The organism is Caballeronia sp. INML1, assembly GCF_023631085.1.
Lineage (GTDB): Bacteria > Pseudomonadota > Gammaproteobacteria > Burkholderiales > Burkholderiaceae > Caballeronia > Caballeronia turbans.
The window spans coordinates 84,206-105,628 of the sequence record NZ_JALQDT010000013.1 but is presented as its reverse complement, the minus strand read 5'-3'; the positions used below and the strand labels follow the sequence as shown (position 1 = coordinate 105,628).

Genomic DNA, 21,423 nt, shown 5'->3' with positions numbered 1-21,423 from the left:
GGGTTCGCGACGCGTTGCACGAACATGCGCTACTTTGAGTATCACCACTTGCATCACTCGTTCGCAGCATCGACAGGAGACGGACGTTCATCGCGTCCGGCCCGCATCATGAAAAAGACTTTGACGGCTCTGGCGTTGTCGCTGTCGCTTGCTTCCCCGCTCGCGTTCGCCGTGCCGACCGCGCAGCAGGTAGAGCAGTCGATGACGCAAGGCAACTGGCAACAGGCCGACTCCCAGTTGAGCGAAGTGCTTGGCGCGCATCCGAAGAATGCGCATGCGCACTATCTCTATGCGCAGGTGCTCGACCGCGAAGGCCGTTACAGCGATGCTCTTTCGCATCTTCAACAGGCGAAATCGCTCGATCCTTCCCTGAGCTTCACGGATCCGTCGCGCTTCGCCGCCACGCAAGCCCGCATTCAGGCCGATGCGACGCGCGCCAGCATCTCGCCGCGCTCGAGCAACGGCACGACTACATCGAGCGCGCAGAATCCCTTCAATCAGGATCAGGCCGCCGCGGCACCGCAAAAGCACGGCATCGGCATGGGCGCGTGGATCGGTTTGGCGCTGCTGATCGCGGCGATCGCGCTCGTGCTGCGCTGGGGCTTGCGACGCGCCCGCGCACGCGACGACGGTCAGGCCGAAAACGACCGCCGCTCGCAGATGAAGCGCGCGACCGAACTGCTCAACGACGTGCGCACGCTCAAGCTCGATGTACGGCTGTCTACTGCGCCCGGTCACGAAGCGCTGCTGAGAGACGTCGAAGGCGCCGAGACTCAACTGCGCGAGATGGTCGAGTCGCTATCGAACTCGAAGAATCCGGTGCCGCCGTATGCGATCGAAGATCTGGAAAATCAGGTCGCGAGCCTGAAGGCCCGTGCCGAGGGCCGTCCCGATCCGAACGTTGGCAACAACGCTCAGCCGGGCGCGCCGAACGGCTCGCCCTATGCGCAGGAAGCCGAGCGTTTCGGGCGCGGCCAGCAGTATCCGCAGCAAGGGCCTTATCCGCCTTATCCGCCCCAGCAGGGGCAGCAGCAGCCGCCCGTCATCATTCAGCAAGGCGGCGGCGGTTTCGCCGGCGGCATGGGAGGCCTGCTCACCGGCGTACTGCTCGGCGAAGCGTTGTCACATGGACGCGATCGCGTGATCGAGCGCGAGGTGCCCGTCGATCGTCCGCCGCAGAACGATAACGGCGGACTGGATTTCGGCAACAACAGCGGCGGCGGCCTCGATCTCGGCAACGGGTCGAACGACTGGAACGACGGCAGCGGCGGCGGCGGGCTCGATCTCGGCAGCAACGACGACAACTGGCGCGACTCCTGACCTTGCCACGCACGCATCAATGAGGGCCCCGTTTTCGCGGGGCCCTTTTTCGTTCTGACTTGAAGAACCGGCGCGCAGAAGTCAGCGCGTCACCCGCCGCCGAGAAAGCGCAGCAGGCCCCACAGAAACCTGAAGAAGCCGACGATGAACTCCCAGATGCGCTCGAGCTGATCCCAGCTCGCGACGTGCAGGATGGCGCGGAGGATCATGCCGTCGGCGTCGCGCGGCCTTCGACGAGCGCGCGTTCATGCTTGAATGAAACATCCATCGTGGAAAAAAGAAGGCGGCTCTCGCCGCCTCCTGTGCCTGTCGCAAAAATCGCATGATACCCGGTCGGGCATGGCGGCCCGCCGAGTCGAGCTTCACCCCTGCGCTTTCTTCTCCTCGCTTTCGGGCGGTGCTTCGTCGGTCAGCGCCTCCTCCAGTCGGTCAAAGATTCGCTTCGTTGCGCCGCGCGGCTGAAGCGCGAACAACAGCAACGAGCGGCCCGTCACCTGATATACGTCGTCCGAGCCGAACTCGGGCAACTCCTCACGGATCGGCGCGTTCGTGTCGATCAGACAAATCCACTCGTCCGGACCCGGGATGTCCGGCAGCGTGAAATCGACCACGTCGTGATACGCGTTCACGATGAGCAACAGCGTCGCGTCCGATGCCGGCTTGCGGATGCCTGACGCCCGCGCGCGGCCGTCGAAGACGACGCCGAAGCAGCGCATGTTCGGATCGTCCCATTGTTCCTGCGTGAGTTCGTCGCCGGTCGTACCGAGCCATCTGACGTCGGCCACCTGCAAGTCGGCGTTGTACTCGCCCGTGAGGAAGCGCTGGCGGCGCAGCACCGGCAGCGTGTGGCGCAGCGTCGTGAGCTTGCGCACGAACTCGGTGAGCGCGCGGCCATCGTCATCGATTTCCCAATTCACCCAGCTGATTTCGTTGTCCTGGCAGTACGCATTGTTGTTGCCCTTCTGCGTGCGGCCGAACTCGTCGCCCGCGAGCAGCATCGGCGTGCCTTGCGAGAACAGCAGCGTCGCGAGCATGTTGCGTTTCTGGCGCTCGCGCAGCGTGCGGATTTCCACATCGTCGGTCGGGCCTTCGGCGCCGCAGTTCCACGACTTGTTGTCCGAGTGGCCGTCGTTGTTGTCCTCGCCGTTCGCCTCGTTGTGCTTTTCGTTGTACGACACGAGATCGTTCAGCGTGAAGCCGTCGTGCGCCGTGATGAAGTTGACGCTCGCCCACGGCCTGCGTCCGCGCTTGTTGAACTTGTCGCCCGACGCGGTGATCCGCGTCCCGAGCTCCGGCGCGACGCCCTCGTCGCCCTTCCAGAATTCGCGCACCGTGTCGCGATAGCGATCGTTCCATTCCGCCCAGCCCGGCGGAAAGCCGCCGACCTGATAGCCGCCCGGCCCGCAATCCCAGGGCTCCGCGATGAGCTTGACGCTCGAGAGAATCGGGTCCTGCCGGCAACTGTCGAGAAAGCCGCCGCCTTCGTCGAAGCCGTACGGCTCGCGGCCGAGAATCGTCGCAAGGTCGAAGCGGAAGCCGTCGACATTCATCTCCGTCACCCAGTAGCGCAGGCTGTCGGTGACCATCTGCAGCACGCGCGGATGCGAGAGATTGAGCGTGTTGCCCGTGCCGGTATCGTTGATGTAGTAGCGCGTCTCTTCCGGCATCAGCCGATAGTACGACGCATTGTCGATGCCGCGGAACGACAGCGTCGGCCCGCGCTCGTTGCCTTCGGCGGTGTGGTTGTACACGACGTCGAGGATCACTTCGAGGCCGGCTTCATGCAGCCGGTCGACCATCTCCTTGAACTCGGCGACGGCGCCCGGCCCGCGCGCGAAATAGCGCGGATCGGCGGCGAAAAAGCCGATCGTGTTGTAGCCCCAGTAATTCGTGAGACCCTTGTCGAGCAGGTAACTGTCGTTGACGAACGCGTGAATCGGCATCAGTTCCACCGACGTCACGCCGAGGCTCTTGATGTATTCGACGACCTCTTCCTGCCCGAGCCCTTCGAAGGTGCCGCGCATGTGCTCCGGAATCGCCGGATGCAGCTTCGTGTAGCCGCGCACGTGGGTCTCGTAGAAGATCGTGTGCTCCCACGGCACGCGCACGCGCGTCGCATGGGTCCAGCTAAAAGTCTGATCGACGACCTGGCACTTCTGCATGAAAGGCGCGCTGTCGCGTTCGTCGAAGGTGAGATCGTCGCCTTCGGCGTCGAGCGTGTAGCCGAACAACGCCGGGTCCCATTTAAGCGTGCCGACGTGCGCCTTCGCATAGGGATCGAGCAACAGCTTGTTCGGGTTGAAGCGATGTCCGGCTTCCGGTTCGTATGGACCGTGCACGCGGTAGCCGTACACCGTGCCGGGTTCGAGCCCGTGCACATAAACGTGCCAGACTTCGTCGGTATATTCGGGCAGCTCGATACGCTGCGTTTCCTTCTCGCCCTTCTCGTCGAAGAGGCATAGTTCGACCTTGGTCGCGTTCGCGGAGAAAAGCGCGAAATTGACGCCCGTTCCGTCCCAGCTCGCGCCGAGCGGAAACGGGGAGCCTTCAGCAATGCGGAGTTCTTTCGGCATGAGATGATGTGTTCGAGTGGTTGACACGCGGTGCGTCGGGATCGTGCGTGGGCATTGCGGGGCTTCCAACGGATCGTAAGGAGCATTTAGCGTGCCCATGCGCTGATTCGGCGCGCGGCTCGCTTCGGATTGGCTGCAACGTCCGAAGCGTTACGCGCCCACCGCCCCGCGTGTAAAACGTTCGCTTACCGGAGCGCGAAATGCTCGGCGCCCGAATGACGTTCGACACACCCGCCCATCGCAGCAGGAGAACACGCCTTGTCCACACGCCCAGGTCCCGCCATGTCGATTTCCCCGATCAACGGCACAGCCGAAGACAGCCGCGGGGCCGGCCGCGCGCTGCGCGACGCCGTTCCGTTCGAGGCCCACGGCGCGTGGTCGCCCGAGCCCGACCGGCCCGACCCGGTCGAGCGCGTACTCGCAGGCAACGCGGGCCGGCAGGAGCGGCTCATTCCGCTACGCATGCAGCGTATGGCCGAGTCGCCGTTCGCCTTCCTGCGCGGCTCCGCGACCGTGATGGCGTGGGATCTGGCGAAGTCGCCGTCGATCGGGCACAACGTGATCATCGACGGCGATGCGCATGTCAACAATTTCGGCCTCTTTCGCACGCCGCGCCAGGACGTGGTGTTCGATCTGAACGATTTCGATGAAACGCTCGTCGGCCCGTGGGAGTGGGATCTGAAGCGCCTGACGGCGAGCATCAACGTCGCGGCGCGCGAGAACGGCGTGGACGCCGCGGGGCGCGAGCGCGCGGTGCGCTCGGCCTGCTTGGCGTATCGCACGACGATGGCCGGCCTCTGGCAAGTGAGCCCTTACGATCTCTGGCAGATGCGCTCCTACGCGAGCGCGCTGCACATGGACGCCCCGACGAAGCTTAACGCCGAAGAAAAAGCGACCATCGAAAAGACCGTCGAGCGTGCGATGAAGCGCTCGCACGCGACCATGCTCGCGAAAGTCGCGGAACCGGTCGGCAAGAGCTATCGCTTCAAGGTCGATCCGCCGATCCTCACGAGCCTCGACGCCGCCGAGAAAAATCATGTGATCGACGGCCTGAAGGCGTATCTGCAGACCATCGCGGGCGAATGGCGCATGATGCTCGAGCGATACGACGTCGTGGATGTCGCGCATCGCGTCGTCGGCGTGGGCAGCGTCGGCACGCGCGCGTATCTCGTGCTGATGCTGAGCCGCGCGCTCGGCGATCCGCTTTTCATTCAGGTCAAGGAAGGCATCGTGCCCGCCGCCGCGCCGTTCGTGCCGCCGCTCGAGGAGCCGTATCGGCACCAGGGACGGCGCGTCGTGCATGGCCAGCGGCTCTTGCAGAGTTCGTCGGACGCGCTGCTCGGCTGGACGACCATCTCCGGCCGCGATTTCTACGTACGACAGATGAAGCAGATCCGCGGCTCGATTCCGATGGACTGGCTGCACGGCGCCACGTTCGATTTCTACGCGTGGTGTCTCGGCCTCCTGCTCGCCCGCGCCCACGCGCGCACGGGAGACGCCGCGCTCATCGCGGGCTATTGCGGCAATTCGGATCGCCTGGATGCCGCGTACGCGACCTGGGCCGAGCGCTACGGCGCACAGACGGTCGCCGATCACGCCGCCTTTTGCGCGGCGATCAGCGTGGGCCGCGTCCCGGCCGCCTGACGGTCGAACGGGCGCGATTCTCAGCGCGCGGGCGGTCCGCAGTCGAATTGACTATCATTGTCGGAGCCCGCAATGGAACGCACTTTGCCGCATGTTTCGCGGGCTTTTCAATGGCATAGCCCTTGCTGCCGCTTTGGCCCGCACAACCGTCTAACTCAAACTGGAGGAAGCCGCGCATGAGCATGATCGATGAATTCAAGAACTTCGCCTTGAAGGGCAACGTCATGGACCTCGCGGTCGGTGTGATCATCGGCGGCGCTTTCTCGACGATCGTGAACTCCGTCGTGAAGGATCTGATCATGCCGGTGGTCGGTCTCGCCACCGGCGGCCTCGACTTTTCGAACCTCTTCGTAAGACTCGGTCAGATACCGCCTACCTTCAAGGGCAATCCGGATTCGTACAAGGATCTGCAGACCGCGGGTGTCGCCGTGTTCGGCTACGGTTCGTTCATCACGACGCTGATCAATTTCATCATCCTCGCGTTCATCATCTTTCTGATGGTCAAGTTCATCAACAATCTGCGCAAGCCCAATGAAGCCACGCCGCCGCCCGCGACGCCGGAAGACGTGCTGCTGCTGCGCGAAATTCGCGACGAACTCAAGAACGCGCCGCGCGTCTAGCCGGACAAACCCGCTCGAAACAGATTGAACCCACGCGGCTCGCGCGGGTCTGCCCGGGTAGCCCACCCCCGCTCGCTTGGTGCGCCCACCCGCTTTTTTCTTTACGAAAGCTGTTCGCGCGGGTAGCAGCAGGACTATTATTGGGATAGATGCTCAGAGGGATGCCAAGCGGGCCGCCAAACGGTCATCGGCACGAATCATGCGCCACGGACGTGCACCGGCACCTTGCCGGTCACGACGAGATGGCCCGATTCACCGTGACCTAATCACATCGATGCGCTATAAAAGATCGACGTGCGGCGCGCAAGACGGGAGTGGCCGCATGAGGACGCTGCGTTTCTTGCAAATCTTTTTCAGGCGAGTTTTTATGTCCTTCCCGAAAAGGCGTAAGCGCGTGAAGGCCGATGGCGACGAGTCTTTTCTCGCCGTGCTGCGGCATTTCAAGCCATTTGGTCAGCTCGACACGAAGATCGCCCGGGCTCGCGCCCAGGATGAACCGGTGCTCTACGCACACGTTCTGCCCGGTCTCGATGTCCTTCTGTGCAGCGTGCGAGGCGCACAGCCACCGTACCCGGCCATCGACGAGTTACACAGGCGCTGCGTCGAATCGATCACCAATGCGCTCGAGCAGCCGCTCGACGGACTGGAGAACGGCGGCTACTGGTACGAGGCAAACGGCTTTGGTTTCCTCGTGTTCGCGAGCCGCGCCCGTGCGCAGATCCTGAGCGAATTCGGTGCGACGGTGTCAGCGCGCAGGCGTCGCGGCACCCGCCGGCAGGACGCGGGCGATGCCGCATCGCGGCCGCTGCGTTGATCCCTCTCTGACCTTTCCCGTGTGTCTTTGATGCGCGCGGGCCTCGTGAACGAGGCCCGGCGTGCCGTCGGCTGCGCGTCGAGGCGCTTCGCGCAAACCCCGACTACTCCCGCGCGCTTTCGTGTTCTTTAATGGAAGCCACGCGCGAAAGCGTGATGGCGCGTGCCTTGCTGCGTCGGGATTGCAAGCTGCCTACCCGATCCATCATGCCCTGAGGAAATCGCCTTGGGGACTACAAGGAGAACACCATGTCGGAACACGTCTACAAGCAGATCGAATTGACCGGCTCCTCGACGCAATCGAGCGATGACGCCGTACGCGTCGCGCTGGACAAGGCGTCGAAAACGCTGCGCAACATGCACTGGTTCGAAGTGGTGGAAACACGAGGGCACATCGAGGACGGCAAGATCCTGCACTGGCAGGTGACGATCAAGGTGGGATTGCGCATCGATTGATCCGCTCGCTGCATCGCATGAAAAAACCGCGCTTCGTTTTGCAACGAAGCGCGGTTCGTCATTGCGCGGACTGAAGGTAGAGACGCGAGCTTACTTCGGCAGCGAGCCGTCAACGCCCTCGACATACCAGTTGATGCGCTGCAGTTCCGGATCGGTCAGCGTCTTGCCAGCCGGCACTTTCTCCGCGCCCGACTGATCCTTGATCGGACCGCTGAACACATCCCACTTGCCCGCGTGCAGTTCGTCACGCTTCGCGGCAACCGCCTGCACCGCCTTCGCCGGAATCACGCCGGTGTTCAGGTCTTCGAGATCCACGGCCTTCTGCGGAATGCCGAGCCACACCGGATCGTTTTTCCACTTGCCGTCGAGCACTTGCTGGATCACCGAGTTGTAGTACACGCCCCAGTGCGCGACCACCGAGCCCAGATGCGCGCCCGGGCCAAACTTCTTCATGTTCGAATCCCAGCCGAACGCGAAGACCTTCTTTTCGGCGGCGGTGTTGAGCGTCGCGTTCGAGTCCGTGTTCTGCAGCAGCACGTCGGCGCCCTGGCCGATCAGCGTCTCGGCAGCCTGCTTTTCCTTGCCCGGATCGAACCAGCTGTTGATCCAGATGACCTTCGTGTGGACCTTCGGGTTCACGGAGCGCGCGCCCATCGTGTAGGCGTTGATGTTGCGCACGACTTCCGGAATCGGCACCGACGCGACGAAGCCGAGCGTGTTGGTCTTCGTCACGTAGCCCGCGGCGACGCCGGCCAGATACGCGCCCTGATACATGCGCACGTCATAGGTGCCGAAGTTTTTCGCTTTCTTGAAGCCGGTTGCCGTCAGGAAGATGGTGTCCGGGAAATCCTTCGCGACCTTCAGCGCAAAATCCTGATAGCCGAAGCTCGTAGCGAGGATGACCTTGTTGCCCTTGTTCGCGAGGTCGCGGAACACGCGTTCCGAATCCGCCGACTCCGGCACGTTTTCCACGCGCGTGATCTTGATCTTGTTGCCGAACTTCGCTTCGGCTTCCTTGCTGCCCGCATCGTGCGCGAAGGTCCACCCCGCATCGCCCGGATTGCCGAGATAGACGAACGCGACGCCCGGCGCATCCGCCGCCTGCGCGCTCAGCGCCGCGACGGTGGCGGACAATGCGACCGTCGCGGTGATCGCCTTCAGCCATGGTTTATTCATTGTGATTCTCCTGGTCGATGTTGTGTGTGAAACGATATTTCAGGCCCGCATCAGTGTGGTCGGTCAAAAATGAGAGCGGAACCGCGATGCTGCGCAAGAACAACAGCATCAGCTCGCCGCGAAAAACGGCTTGCCGAGCGATGCGGGCGCGTTGAGCTTGATGGTGTTCGGGTTGCGTGAGATGAGCACGAGGACGACGATCGTCGCGATATAAGGCAGCATCGCGAGAAATTGCGTCGGGACGGGCACGCCGATCGCCTGTGCGTAGAACTGCAGCGCCATCACCGCGCCGAAGAGCAGCGCGCCGATCAACAGGCGGCCGGGGCGCCATGTCGCGAACACGACGAGCGCGAGCGCGATCCAGCCGCGACCCGAAGTCAGTTGTTCCTGCCAGACATGCAGATAGACGATCGAGTAATAGCCGCCCGCGATGCCGGCCATCGCGCCGCCGAAGAGCGTCGCGCCATAGCGCACGCCGACGACCGGAAAGCCCACCGCATGCGCGACCGCCGGCGACTCGCCGACCGAGCGCAGCACGAGGCCCGCGCGCGTCTTGTAGAGAAACCAGCCGATGACGGCGAACATGATGAACGCGAGATAGCCGAGCGGCGTGAGCGAGAAGATCGCGGGTCCGAGCACGGGAACGTTGGCGAGGCCGGGAATCGGCATCACGTCGATGGTCGAGCGCACCGCCGCCGACGTATAAGGCTTGCCGACATACGCCGAAAAGCCGATGCCGAAGATCGTCAGCGACAGGCCCGTCGCGACCTGATTGGCGAGCATCGTGATGGTGAGAAAGCCGAAGAGCAGCGCCATCGCGAGTCCCGCGAACACGGACGCGACGATCCCGAGCCACGGACTTCCGGTGATCGCCGTGACGGCGTAGCCGGTGACGGCGCCCATCAGCATCATTCCTTCGACGCCGAGATTCAGCACGCCGGATTTTTCCGCGACGAGTTCGCCCGCGCCCGCGTACATCAGCGGGATGGCGGCGATCACGGCGCTCGACGCGAGGTTGCTGGCCTGATTGATGTCCATTTCTTATTGCCTCGTCATGCGGCGTGATGCGCAGGCGTCCTGCGCTTGATGCGGAAATTCACGAACAGATCGCAGCCGAGCAGGCAAAAGAGCAGCAAGCCCTGGAACACGCCCGCGAGCGCTTGTGGCAATTGCAGCGAGGTCTGCACGGCTTCGCCGCCGAGATACAAGAGCGCCATCAGCAGGCTGGCGAGCACGATGCCCACCGGATGCAGACGTCCCACGAACACGACGATGATCGCCGTGAAGCCGTAGCCCGGCGACCAGCCCGCCTGAAGCTGGCCGATCGGGCCGGCCACTTCGCCCATGCCGGCGAGTCCCGCCAGGCCGCCGGAGAGCAGGAGCGAAGTCCAGATCGTTTTCTTGTCGGAGAAACCGGCGTAGCGCGCGGCGAGCGGCGCGAGACCGCCGACGTTCATGCGAAAGCCCGCGAAACTCTTGCGCATGAAGAGCCACACGCACGGAATCGCGATCGCCGTCAGAAACACCGACGCATTGATGCGCGTGCCCTTGAGCCACGTCCAGTGCCAGTCGCCGTAGAGGCGCGGGAACAGCGCGTCGTCGCCGAACATCGCCGAGATCGGGAAGTTCATGCCTTCCGGGTCGCGCCACGGGCCGCTCACCAGATAGATCAGCAATTGCGTCGCGACGTAGGTGAGCATCAGGCTCGTCAGGATTTCGTTGGTGTTGAAGCGGCTCTTGAGGAGCGCGGGAATCGCCGCCCACACCATGCCGCCGACGACGCCGCCCGCCATCATCAGCGGCAGCGTCCACCAGCCGGACGCATCGCCGGCGTGAATCGCGATGCCGCCCGCGACGATTCCGCCGAGCAGCATCTGCCCTTCCGCGCCGATGTTCCACACATTCGCGCGATAGCCGACCGCGAGTCCGAGCCCGATCAGGCACAGCGGCGACGCCTTCAGCACGAGCTCGGACCAGCCGTTGATGCTGGAAAGCGGCTCGATGAAGAACGCGTGCATCGCGCGCAGCGGGTCCTGTCCGACGAGGCTGAAAATCAGAAAGCCGATGACGAGGGTCGCGACGGCGGCAACTACCGGCACCGCGAGCTGCATGACGCGCGAGGGCGTCGGGCGCGCTTCGAGTCGATAAGGAAAGGTCATCGTGCTTAATGCTTCAAGAGAGAGTCGGGTTCGGCGGCGGGCGCGGTCTTGCCTTCGAAAAGACCGGCCATGAAGAGGCCGACCTCCTCCGCGTTGGTTTCGCTCGTCTTGCGCACCGGCGAGAGCTTGCCGCGCGCGATCACGGCGAGCCGGTCGCAGATGTCGAAAAGTTCTTCGAGCTCTTCGGAAATGACGAGGATGGCGACGCCGCGCGCCGACAGATCGAGCAGTTGCTGACGAATGAAGCCCGCCGCGCCCACATCGACGCCCCAGGTCGGCTGCGCGACCACGAGCACCTTCGGCTCCTGAAGAATCTCGCGCCCGACGATGAACTTCTGCAAGTTCCCGCCCGACAGGCTCTGCGCGAGCGCACCGCTGCCGCCGCAGCGCACGTCGAACGCCTTGATGCAACGCTCGGCGAACAATTTCACCGCCGCAGTTTTTATCCAGCCGCCGCGCACCATGTTTTCGCGGTGCGCGGTGAGCAGACCGTTATCGGCGAGGGACATCGCCGGAACCGCGCCGCGCCCGAGGCGTTCTTCGGGCACGAAGGCAAAGCCGAGCCTGCGCCGTCCGCCCGCGGTCAGACGTGCGGCGGGCTTGCCGCAGATTGAGACGGCATCGGGCGCGACGTGCCGGTCGCGGATCTCGCCCGAGAGCGCCGCGAGCAGCTCCGCCTGTCCATTCCCCGACACGCCCGCAATACCGAAGATCTCGCCCGCGTGCACGGCGAACGAAACGTTCTCCAGCGACGTGCCGAACGGATCGGGGCTCGCCACCGACAGGTTCTTCACCGCGAGCCGCACGTCGCCCGGATTGTGCTCGCGCCGCGTGTAGTCGGGCAGCGAATGGCCGACCATCAGCTGCGCGAGCGACGCCTGCGTCTGCTTGCGCGGATCGACGTTGCCGGTCACGCGCCCGCCTCGCATCACGGTGGCGTTTTCGCAGAGCGACTGAATTTCGTCGAGCTTGTGGCTGATGTAGAGAATGCTGCAACCTTCAGAGGCGAGGCGTCGCAGTACTTTGAAGAGCTTCTGGACGGCCTGCGGCGTGAGCACCGAGGTCGGCTCGTCCATGATGAGCAGACGCGGATTCTGCAGCAGGCATCGCACGATTTCCACGCGTTGCCGCTCGCCGACCGTCAGGCTGTGGACGTGCCGCTGCGGATCGACATCGAGACCGTAATCCTTTGAGACGTCGCGGATGCGTTTGCCCAGCGCCTTCATGTCGAACTTCTCGTCGAGCGCGAGCGCGATGTTCTCGCCGACCGTCAGCGTCTCGAAGAGCGAAAAGTGCTGGAACACCATGCCGATGCCGAGCTTGCGCGCGGCGGCCGGGCTGCCGATCTCGACCGCTTGGCCCTGCCAGCGGATCTCGCCTTCGTCCGGACGCACCGCGCCGTAGATGATCTTCATCAGCGTGGACTTGCCCGCGCCGTTCTCGCCGAGCACGGCGTGAATTTCCCCCGGCATGACGACGAGATTCACGCCGTCGTTCGCCTTGACGGACGGATACTGTTTGCTGATACCCGACAACGCCAGGCGCGGTGGCGTCATCGACGTGGAAATGGCGTCGCCCATTGAGATCCAGAAATGCGCCCGGCCACCGAGCAGGCCAGGCTGGAAAGATTACCGCTCATGAGCGCGAGACAGGTCATGTCGCACGAACTCATATCGCGGGCAGAATTTACAGAATTCGGGGCCCTAAGTCGATAACTCAAAATTAGTGTTGCGTGCCGGTAAAGCCAGTGTTTGCGGGTATCCCACACCTTGACGAATTTTTCACGTCATATTAAAAACGATATGTCGCACCCCCGCGTCGATCAGCCAGAACATATAGTGGAGATAACATGAGTCAGCAGCGCGAGGCGATCGATACGTATCTGTTACGCGTCTTGCATACCCTTCTGATGGAACGCAGCGTGACGCGTGCGGCCGTCAAGCTCAATCAGTCGCAACCCGCCATCAGCGCAGCCTTGCGCCGGCTGCGCGATATCACCGGCGACCCGCTGCTGGTACGCGGCAAGTCCGGCATGGTGCCGACCGAATACGGTCTGCGCCTGCTCGAGCCCACGCAGAACGCGCTGCGTGAAATCGAGCGCATCAAGGTCCAGCAGCACAACTTCGATCCGTCGACCTCCGTGCGGTGCTATCGCATCGGCTGCCCCGACTATCTGAACGTGCTGTTCGTGCCGACCGTCGTCGAACGATTCCGGCAGGCTGCGCCCAACGCGACGCTCGAGTTCCATTCGCTCGGCCCCGCGTTCGATTACGAACTCGCGCTCGAGGACGGCAAGCTCGATATCGTCGTCGGCAACTGGCCTGAGCCGCCCGAGCAGTTGCATCTCTCAAACTTGTTCGTCGACAAGATCGTGTGTCTTGTCAGCAACACGCATCCGTTCGCCAAGCGCGGCGGGCTTACGCTCGATCAATACCTCAACGCGCCGCATCTCGCGCCGACGCCCTATTCCGTCGGCCAGCGCGGCGCAATCGACGTGCATCTCGCGCGCGAGCGCCTGAAGCGCCATGTCGTCGTCACGCTGCCGTATTTCAACCTCGCGCCTTACGTGCTGATCAAGTCGGATCTCGTCTTCACGACCACGCGCCTTTTCGCGGACCATTACGCGCGGTTCCTGCCCCTCGCGGTCGTGCCCGCGCCGCTCGATTTCCCGCCGATGCAGTATTACCAGCTCTGGCATGAGCGCTGTCATTATTCCGACGAAGTCCGCTGGCTGCGGGGGCTCGTCGCGGAAGCGACGCGGTCGTTGATCGATCAGCCTTAGGGCGTGGTTGCCGCTTGTTTGATCGTCGCGAAAACTGGTGTTCGTGTTGGTGTATTTGCACTGCCCCTGTGCGGGGCGCAGTGCTCATAACCAACACGTAGACAGGTTTCACGAACGCAAACCAAACCAGACAAGTCAAGCCACCGCGCAGCCGACCCTCACACACCCGAAGCCTCAACCAGCCCCCGCGCCAGGCGATTGTGGCGCTCCACCACCACGCCCAGATCGACTGTCGTCAGCCGCCCTTCCTTCACCACGATCTTCCCGTCGATGACACTCGTCGACACCTGCGACGGCGCGCAAAACACGAGCGCCGCCACCGGATCGTGCAGCGCGCCTGCAAACGCCGCCTGCGACAGGTCGAACGACACGAAATCCGCCGCCATGCCGGGCGCGAGCGCACCGATGTCGTCGCGATTGAGCACTTTCGCGCCACCGAGTGTCGCGATTTCGAGCGCCTCGCGCGCAGTCATTGCGTCCGGCCCGAAGCCGACACGTTGCAAAAGCAGCGCCTGACGCACTTCCGCGACCATCTGCGCACCATCGTTCGACGCCGAGCCATCCACGCCGATACCCACCGGCACGCCCGCGTCACGCATCGCGCGGATCGGCGCGATGCCCGACGCGAGGCGCATGTTCGAGCAAGGGCAATGCGCGACCCCCGTGCCCGTGCGCGCGAACAGCTCGATGCCCGCCCTGTCGAGCTGCACGCAGTGCGCATGCCATACGTCGTGCCCGACCCAGCCGAGGTCCTCCGCATATTCGGCGGGCGTCATGCCGAATTTCTCGCGGCTGTACGCAACATCGTTCACATTCTCGGCCAGATGCGTGTGCAGCGACACGCCGTATTCGCGCGCGAGCAGCGCCGAATCGCGCATCAATTCGCGGCTCACCGAAAACGGCGAGCAAGGCGCGACGACCACGCGCAGCATCGCGCAGCGGCCCTCGTCGTGATACGTCTCGATCAGGCGCTGCGAATCCTTCAGAATCGCGTCTTCCTTTTCGACGACCGAATCGGGCGGCAAGCCGCCATCCTTCTGCCCGACGCTCATGCTGCCGCGCGCCGCGTGAAAACGCATGCCGATTTCCCGCGCCGCCGCGATGCTGTCGTCGAGCCGGCTGCCGTTCGGATAGATATACAGATGGTCGCTCGACGTCGTGCAGCCGGACAGCAGCAGCTCCGCCATTGCCGTCTTGGTCGAAACGTCGATCATTTCGGGCGTGAGATGCGCCCAGATCCGGTAGAGATTCGTGAGCCAGCCGAAGAGTTCGGCGTTCTGCGCCGCGGGAATCGCGCGCGTCAGGCTCTGGTACATGTGATGGTGCGTGTTGACGAGGCCCGGAATGACGAGATGGCCGCGCATGTCGAGCACCTCGTCGGCGGATGGCGGAAGCTCGCTCGTCGGTCCCGTCTGGACGATCCGGTTGTCTTCGATATACATGCCGCCGTCGCGAATCTCGCGGCGATGCTCATCCATCGTGACGAGCATGTGGGCGTTCTTGACCAAAAGACTGCGTGGCATCAGCGTTATCTCCAGAGACGGTGAGGGAAACCAGTAAAAGCCCCGGTTACCCAGCGTGTGCCGCCGTCTTCGGGACGCGGCCAATATGCATCAGATATTGCGCGCTTCGCCACTGTCCGCAACCAAAAAATCGGACGCAATCAAGCCGCCGTCATAGTCGTCTTCACGGCGGCGATATATTCCCGAATTTTGGCGCGGGTAGCATCGCCGGAAAAGCCGTCGGGAGCCGCCGGAAACGCCGGCGAACCCTTTGCCGCAGGGCTTACGCGCCGCTGTCATGCGTTGGGCATTATCTTTCCTATCGCGGGCGCACAGCGCGTCTCAAATTCCTACAATGCTGTACACGGCGCGCATCTGAAACGCCGACGGGTATGTAGCCACTGACGTGGAGCCTCGATCCGCCGCAGACGCACTGATGTTTCAAGGTGCCGAATTTCGGATCGATGCGCAAAGCCGGATCTCGCACAACTCAAGGAAACTGCGAATGGGCAAGCTCACCACCCACGTCCTAGACACCGCGCACGGCCGCCCGGGCGCAAACATCAAAGTCGAGCTGTTCGCGCTCAACGGCGACGTCCGCCGCGCGATCAAGACCATCCACACCAACGACGACGGCCGCGCCGATGCGCCGCTGCTCGAAGGCGCCGATCTCGAAACCGGCGAATACGAACTGGTGTTCCACGCGGGCGATTATTTCGCCGCGATCGGCGTGAACGTGCCCGAACCGCGCTTCGTCGATCGTGTGGTGCTGCGCTTCGGCATCGCGGATTCCGGCGCGCATTATCACGTGCCGCTGCTCGTGTCGCCTTGGGCGTACAGCACGTATCGCGGCAGCTAATAAAAAAGACATCCAGGCACATCGCGCCCGTCCCCATCAACTCGACGATGTGCGCATAACGAATCGGTAGTGGAGGAGTACATGGAAGGCTTTGTCACCGACTGGCTCAATCTCGTATTGCGCTGTCTGCACGTCATCGTCGCGATCGCGTGGATCGGCGAATCGTTCTATTTCGTTGCGCTCGATAACAGTCTGAAACCGCCCACGGATCCGAATGCGCGCCGTCGCGGCGTGTTCGGCGATTTCTGGCACGTCCACGGCGGCGGCTTCTATCACATGCAGAAGTATTCCGTCGCGCCGCAGGACATGCCCGAGAACCTGCACTGGTCGTTCTGGCCGTCTTACACCACGTGGATGTCGGGCTTCGGCCTCTTCTTGGTGCTGTATCTGTTGTCGCCGAGCACCTATCTGATCGACAAGAGCGTGCTCGACATGGGCCCGGTCGTCGCGGTGTCCGCCGCGCTCGGCTTCCTGATGGCCGGCTGGATCGTGTACGACACGCTGTGCCGCGTACTCGGCACCAACGACAAGCTGCTCGGCATCTGCGTCGGCATCTACGTGCTGATCGCGGCATTCATCGCGTGCCAAGTGTTCGCGGGCCGCGCCGCTTATCTGATCACCGGCGCGATGATCGCGACGATCATGTCGGCGAACGTGTTCTTCGTCATCATTCCGGGCCAGCGCAAGATGGTCGCCGCGATGCTCAAGGGCGAGACGCCGAACGCGATCTACGGCAAGCGCGGCAAGCAGCGCTCCGTGCACAACACGTATTTCACGCTGCCGGTGGTGTTTGCGATGCTGTCGAACCACTACGCGATGACCTACACGCACAAGTTCAACTGGCTGATTCTCGTGTTGATCATGCTGGCGGGCGCGCTCATTCGCCAGTTCTTCGTGATGCGCCATCGCGGCCAGGTGCTGTGGTACATGCCGGTCGCGGGTCTGGTGCTGGTGCTCGGCGCATTCGCATGGACGATGCCCGCGCCCACCGTGCCGGTCGCACAGGCCGCAGGCGCGCCGACGATCAAGGTCGCCGACATCCAGCCGATCATCCAGCAGCGTTGCGCGACATGCCACTCCGCGCATCCGACGATGATGGGCAGCGCCCCCGCCGGTGTCTTGCTCGATACGCCCGCGGAGATCAAGCAGAACGCCCAGCGCGTGCATCAGCAGGCCGTGACGTTGAAAGCGATGCCGCTCGGCAATGTCACGCAGATGACGGATGCCGAGCGCCAGAAGGTGGCGGCCTGGTTTGCAGGCGGCGCCGTCGAATAAATCTGCCGTTCCGAGGCGCGAATGCCCCGCTCATGTTTCGAGCGGGGCATTTTTCATTTACCGCGAAAAATAGTCCTTCACCGCTCGAATGACGCTATCGAGATCCGCGCGCGACACATCGCGGTGCGTGACGAAGCGCGACGCATAGAGCATCTGCATGAGGATGCCGCGCTCTTTCAGAAAGGCTTCGAGCGGTGCGCAATGCGACTCGGGAATCTGCGCGAAGACCATGTTCGTTGCGTGCGATTGCACTTCGATCTGATCGATCTGGGCGAGGCCGGCGGCGAGATACGCAGCGTTGTCGTGATCCCGCGCGAGGCCGTCGACGTGATGATCGAGCGCATACAGACACGCCGCGGCGAGCAGGCCCGACTGACGCATGCCGCCGCCGAGCACCTTGCGCCAGCGGCTCGCGGCATCGATCAACGCCTTCGATCCGACCAGCACCGAACCGACCGGCGCGCCCAGCCCTTTCGAGAAGCAGATCGACACGCTGTCGAACGGTGCGCACAACGCGCTGACCGGTTTGTCCGACGCCACCGCCGCATTGAACACGCGCGCGCCGTCGAGGTGCGTGGACAAGCCGCGATCGCGCGCGAGCTGCGTCGCCTTCGCCACGTACTCGGCCAGCAGCACTTTTCCGCCGATGGTGTTCTCCAGCGCCAGCAAGCGCGTGCGCGCGAAGTGATTGTCGATCGGCTTGATCGCCGCCGCGATCTTGTCGAGCGGCAACGAGCCGTCGGGCGCGTTTTCGATCGGCTGCGGCTGGATGCTCCCGAGCACCGCCGCGCCTCCGCCTTCGTACTTGTATGTGTGCGCAGACTGCCCGACGATGTATTCGTCGCCGCGCGCGCAATGCGCCATCAACGCGGCGAGATTGCTTTGCGTGCCGCTCGGGAAGAAGAGGCCTGCTTCCTTGCCCGTGCGTTCGGCAAGCGTGGACTGAAGCCGGATGACGGTGGGATCGTCGCCCCAGACATCGTCGCCGACATCGGCGGCCGACATCGCGGCGAGCATGGACTGGCTGGGACGGGTGACGGTATCGCTGCGCAGATCGATCATCGTTGGGTCGGGGTCGTCGGAAAAGAACTGCTTATCTTAACGCCCCAAAAGGAAAAGGACCGGCCCTACCGCACCGGTCCTTCCCTGGCCCGAAAGAAGCGTCCTAGCGCATTGCCTCTTCCGTCAGCCACAGCGATTCCTTCAGATCCAGCTCGTTGAGGTTGCGCCCTTCGCCACCGCCGCGATCGACGACGATGTAATCGCTCACCTTCCCCAACGCGAGCAGCGGATGGTGCCACACGCCTTTTGCATAGTTCACGCCCTGCCAGCCGCTCGTGACGAACGCGCGGATCTTCGACTCGTCGAGATCGCCCGCGGGCGCTACGACGACGAGATACGGCCGGTCGTCGAGCGGAATGAACGCCTGGCTGCCGAGCGGATGCCGTTCCATCATCTTGCATTCGAACGGCAGCGTGCGCGGCTGCCCGCGAAAGAGACTGACGATCGCATGGCCGCCCTGATCCGTCACGTCCACGTTGCACAGATCGTGAAAGCGGATCGTGGTGCCGAGGTTGATCGGGATCTGCTTCGCGCCATCGAGTTCGATGACATCGCCATAAGGCTTGAACGCGGCGCGCGTCAACGGAACGATCTCGAGCTTTTTCATTATGCGAGGGTGCCGAAGAGACGAAGACGCGACACGCCGCCGTCGGGATAAATATTGAAGCGCACGTGCGTCACCGGGCCGAGCGCAGCCAGTTCCGACTCGAAGACATGCTGCTTGTCCATCTGCAGTTTCTGCTCGCCGAGCAGCACCGGCCAGAACATGGCCTGCGTCACGAGGGAACTGTCCGTGCCGCCCTTCACGTAAGCGGCCTGAAGCGAGCAGCGATCCGGGAAATTGCCCTTGAAGTGCGCGGTGTCCACTTCGACCTTCTTGATGACGCCCGGCTGCGCCAGCGCGACGATACACCAGTCGTTGCCCGGCTCCCGACGGCGACGGGTTTCCCAGCCATCGCCCATGTTCACGCCGCGGCCGGGCATCAGCAACGTCGATGCGAGACCGAAGTGCTGGTTGTTCGTGCCCACCATGTACGCGCCGTTCTCCATCGCGCCGAGATCGACGAGCTGGTTGCGGTCGGCGTTGCTCCAGTCGAGCTGCGGCTGGCCGTACACGCGCAGACGCGCAATGCCGCCGTCCGGATAGATGTTCACGCGCAGGTGGGTGAACGGCTCTTCGGCCTTGACTTCGAGATAGTGGTGACTGTTGCCCTGGAGCGTCGTCGAGGGGACGATTTCCGTCCATTGCGTCGACTGGTTCGGCGACCCCTCGGCGACATGCGCGCCTTCGATCGACGCCGCGGGCGGGAAGTTGCCGGTGAAGTGGCTCGTGTCCACGTCGATGCCCTTGATCACGCCCGGACGCGCCAGCTTGACGATGCACCAGTCGTAGCCCGTCGTGCGCTTGCGGCGCGTTTCCCAGCCGTCCATCCACTTGCCGTGATCGTCGTACTTGCCGGGAATGAACACCGCCGGCTCCGGGTTCAGCATGCGTTCCTTCGGCGCGAAGAAATCGTCGCTCGCCTCGAGTGCCTGCGCGCCCAGACGCGGGTCCGCGAGATTCACATAGCGGCGCGTGAATTCGGGCGCGTTGGGATCGAGTGTCGGAATTGCCATTGTCTTCGTCCTTGCTCTTCGTTACGTTCAGTTCGGTTACGGTTGATGCGGAATCACGCGGCCTGGATCAGGTCGTTCAGCCTGAAACGCGCGATCCGGTAAATCTGGTCGAGACTCGTGCGCAGCTCTTCGGCGCGATCGTGATTCACGCGCTTTTCGAAGTTCGCGATGATGCCGTGACGGTCATACCCGCGCACGGCGAGAATGAAGGGAAAGCCGAACTTCTCGCGATACTGCGCATTGAGCGATTGCAGCCGGTCGAATTCTTCCTGCGTGCAGAGATCGAGGCCCGCGCCGCTTTGCTCGCGCGTCGATTCGGCCGTCAGTTCGCCGCGCACCGCGGCCTTGCCCGCGAGTTCCGGGTGCGCGTTGATCAGCGCGAGCTGCCTGTCATCGCCCGCGCTTTCGACGATATGCGACATCGCCGCGTGCAACGTGTCGATGTCCTTGAAAGGCCGCTGCTTCGCCGCCGCTTCCGGCACCCACGGCGAATGTTCGAAGATGCCCGCCAGCACCGTCACGAACGTGTCGGCGGGCATGGTGTTGAGTTGGTCGAGTGTGTATTGCATCGCCTTCATGCCGCCGTCCCGGTGTTGGTTCTTTCGAAAGGATGTTGCTCGCGCCAGTGACGCGCGATGTCGACACGCCGCGTGACCCACACGCGATCATGCTTTTCGATGTGATCGAGAAATTTCTGCAGACCGCGGAAACGCGCGGGACGCCCGAGCAGGCGGCAATGCATGCCGATGGACAGCATCTTTGGCGCTTCGTCGCCTTCTTCGTAGAGCACGTCGAAGGCGTCCTTCAGATACGTGAAAAAGTGATCGCCCGTGTTGAAGCCCTGTGGCGTCGCGAAACGCATGTCGTTCGTGTCGAGCGTGTACGGCACGATCAGATGCGGCTTCTTCTCGCCGCCCGTCACTTCCACTTCGGTCCAGAACGGCAGGTCATCGCCGTAATTGTCCGAGTCATAGAGGAAGCCGCCGTATTCCGCGACCAGCCGATGGGTGTTGGGACTGTCACGCCCGGTGTACCAGCCGAGCGGACGCACGCCCGTCACGCGCTCGATCGCTTCCATGCCGAGGCGCATGTGCTCCGCCTCGCGCTCCGGCGACATGTCCTGATAGTGAATCCAGCGATACCCGTGACACGCGATTTCATGCCCCAGTTCGACGAACGCCTTCGCCAGTTCCGGATGCCGTTCGATCGCCATGCCGACGCCGAAGATCGTCAGCGGCATGCCGCGCTTTTCGAACTCGCGCAGGATGCGCCACACGCCCGCACGCGAGCCGTATTCGTAAATCGACTCCATGCTCATGTGCCGCGAGGGGTACGCCGCCGCGCCCACGATCTCCGACAGAAACTGCTCCGAGCCCGGATCGCCGTGCAGCACGCAATTCTCGCCGCCTTCTTCGTAATTGAGCACGAATTGCACGGCGACGCGCGCGCGTCCCGGCCAGTTGGCCTGCACCGGGTGGCGGCCGTAGCCGATCAGGTCGCGTGGATAGTTCGGATCGAGTGACATGGCTAGCGTTGAGCTCAAGCGTTTAAAAAACGGGATTGTT

At 63.3% G+C, this 21,423-nt stretch carries 19 protein-coding genes; 8 read left to right on the top strand and 11 right to left on the bottom strand.

Going from position 1 to position 21,423, the window contains the following annotated elements; all coding sequences use genetic code 11:
- Positions 1-108: 108 nt before the first annotated feature.
- Positions 109-1,320 carry a lipopolysaccharide assembly protein LapB gene (locus NCR38_RS05925; protein ID WP_250476571.1) on the top strand — a complete coding sequence of 404 codons (1,212 nt, stop codon included), beginning with the start codon at positions 109-111 and terminating at the stop codon, positions 1,318-1,320.
- A gap of 362 nt (positions 1,321-1,682) precedes the next feature.
- On the opposite strand, the gene glgX is transcribed toward NCR38_RS05925, so the two are convergent.
- The gene (gene glgX, locus NCR38_RS05920) at positions 1,683-3,893 is read right to left on the bottom strand and encodes a glycogen debranching protein GlgX (protein ID WP_250476570.1); all 2,211 of its coding nucleotides are present in this window, start codon (positions 3,891-3,893) and stop codon (positions 1,683-1,685) included.
- Positions 3,894-4,151: 258 nt separating this feature from the next.
- Here glgX and NCR38_RS05915 point away from each other — a divergent pair, with 258 nt between their 5' ends.
- From NCR38_RS05915 to NCR38_RS05900, 4 genes are all read left to right on the top strand, one after another.
- The gene (locus NCR38_RS05915; protein ID WP_250476569.1) at positions 4,152-5,537 is read left to right on the top strand and encodes a DUF2252 domain-containing protein; all 1,386 of its coding nucleotides are present in this window, start codon (positions 4,152-4,154) and stop codon (positions 5,535-5,537) included.
- Positions 5,538-5,713: 176 nt separating this feature from the next.
- Positions 5,714-6,157 (top strand): large conductance mechanosensitive channel protein MscL, encoded by a 444-nt coding sequence (mscL, locus tag NCR38_RS05910; protein WP_061117519.1) that lies wholly within the window; start codon positions 5,714-5,716, stop codon positions 6,155-6,157.
- A gap of 322 nt (positions 6,158-6,479) precedes the next feature.
- Complete coding sequence (locus NCR38_RS05905; protein ID WP_250476568.1) at positions 6,480-6,971, top strand: hypothetical protein; 492 nt, start codon at positions 6,480-6,482, stop codon at positions 6,969-6,971.
- A gap of 248 nt (positions 6,972-7,219) precedes the next feature.
- The gene (locus NCR38_RS05900) at positions 7,220-7,426 is read left to right on the top strand and encodes a dodecin (RefSeq protein WP_061117521.1); all 207 of its coding nucleotides are present in this window, start codon (positions 7,220-7,222) and stop codon (positions 7,424-7,426) included.
- A gap of 90 nt (positions 7,427-7,516) precedes the next feature.
- Here the strand turns inward: NCR38_RS05900 and NCR38_RS05895 are convergent, their stop codons facing one another.
- The 4 genes from NCR38_RS05895 to NCR38_RS05880 all read right to left on the bottom strand — a co-directional run bounded on the left by NCR38_RS05895 (position 7,517) and on the right by NCR38_RS05880 (position 12,341).
- Positions 7,517-8,602, bottom strand: coding sequence for a BMP family ABC transporter substrate-binding protein (locus NCR38_RS05895; protein ID WP_061117522.1), 1,086 nt, complete (start codon positions 8,600-8,602; stop codon positions 7,517-7,519).
- Positions 8,603-8,710: 108 nt separating this feature from the next.
- On the bottom strand, positions 8,711-9,640 hold the full coding sequence (locus NCR38_RS05890) for an ABC transporter permease (protein WP_061117523.1): 930 nt from the start codon (positions 9,638-9,640) through the stop codon (positions 8,711-8,713).
- Positions 9,641-9,654: 14 nt separating this feature from the next.
- Positions 9,655-10,761, bottom strand: a complete 1,107-nt coding sequence (locus NCR38_RS05885) for an ABC transporter permease (RefSeq protein WP_061117524.1) — start codon at positions 10,759-10,761, stop codon at positions 9,655-9,657.
- A 5-nt stretch (positions 10,762-10,766) separates the two neighbouring features.
- Positions 10,767-12,341 carry an ABC transporter ATP-binding protein gene (locus NCR38_RS05880; protein ID WP_250476567.1) on the bottom strand — a complete coding sequence of 525 codons (1,575 nt, stop codon included), beginning with the start codon at positions 12,339-12,341 and terminating at the stop codon, positions 10,767-10,769.
- A 269-nt stretch (positions 12,342-12,610) separates the two neighbouring features.
- Between NCR38_RS05880 and NCR38_RS05875 the strand changes: the two genes are divergently transcribed.
- On the top strand, positions 12,611-13,543 hold the full coding sequence (locus tag NCR38_RS05875) for a LysR substrate-binding domain-containing protein (protein WP_008349998.1): 933 nt from the start codon (positions 12,611-12,613) through the stop codon (positions 13,541-13,543).
- A 158-nt stretch (positions 13,544-13,701) separates the two neighbouring features.
- Here NCR38_RS05875 and NCR38_RS05870 read toward each other — a convergent pair whose 3' ends face one another.
- Positions 13,702-15,066 (bottom strand): 8-oxoguanine deaminase, encoded by a 1,365-nt coding sequence (locus NCR38_RS05870; RefSeq protein WP_250476566.1) that lies wholly within the window; start codon positions 15,064-15,066, stop codon positions 13,702-13,704.
- A 484-nt stretch (positions 15,067-15,550) separates the two neighbouring features.
- Between NCR38_RS05870 and uraH the strand changes: the two genes are divergently transcribed.
- Complete coding sequence (gene uraH, locus NCR38_RS05865) at positions 15,551-15,904, top strand: hydroxyisourate hydrolase (protein ID WP_250476565.1); 354 nt, start codon at positions 15,551-15,553, stop codon at positions 15,902-15,904.
- A gap of 81 nt (positions 15,905-15,985) precedes the next feature.
- The gene (locus NCR38_RS05860; protein WP_250476564.1) at positions 15,986-17,179 is read left to right on the top strand and encodes a urate hydroxylase PuuD; all 1,194 of its coding nucleotides are present in this window, start codon (positions 15,986-15,988) and stop codon (positions 17,177-17,179) included.
- Positions 17,180-17,236: 57 nt separating this feature from the next.
- Here NCR38_RS05860 and ltaE read toward each other — a convergent pair whose 3' ends face one another.
- From ltaE to puuE, 5 genes are all read right to left on the bottom strand, one after another.
- Complete coding sequence (gene ltaE / locus NCR38_RS05855; protein WP_250476563.1) at positions 17,237-18,241, bottom strand: low-specificity L-threonine aldolase; 1,005 nt, start codon at positions 18,239-18,241, stop codon at positions 17,237-17,239.
- Between the two features lie 103 nt (positions 18,242-18,344).
- Positions 18,345-18,848 (bottom strand): ureidoglycolate lyase, encoded by a 504-nt coding sequence (locus NCR38_RS05850; protein WP_250476562.1) that lies wholly within the window; start codon positions 18,846-18,848, stop codon positions 18,345-18,347.
- Entirely contained in the window at positions 18,848-19,858 is a 1,011-nt protein-coding gene (gene alc, locus NCR38_RS05845) for an allantoicase (RefSeq protein WP_250476561.1), read from the bottom strand. Before alc ends, NCR38_RS05850 begins: the two co-directional genes overlap by 1 nt.
- A gap of 53 nt (positions 19,859-19,911) precedes the next feature.
- Complete coding sequence (gene uraD, locus NCR38_RS05840) at positions 19,912-20,436, bottom strand: 2-oxo-4-hydroxy-4-carboxy-5-ureidoimidazoline decarboxylase (protein ID WP_250476560.1); 525 nt, start codon at positions 20,434-20,436, stop codon at positions 19,912-19,914.
- A complete protein-coding gene (gene puuE / locus NCR38_RS05835; RefSeq protein ID WP_250476559.1) occupies positions 20,433-21,383 on the bottom strand; it encodes an allantoinase PuuE in 951 nt (316 codons plus the stop codon). The genes uraD and puuE overlap by 4 nt, the downstream gene beginning before the upstream one ends.
- Positions 21,384-21,423: the final 40 nt, after the last annotated feature.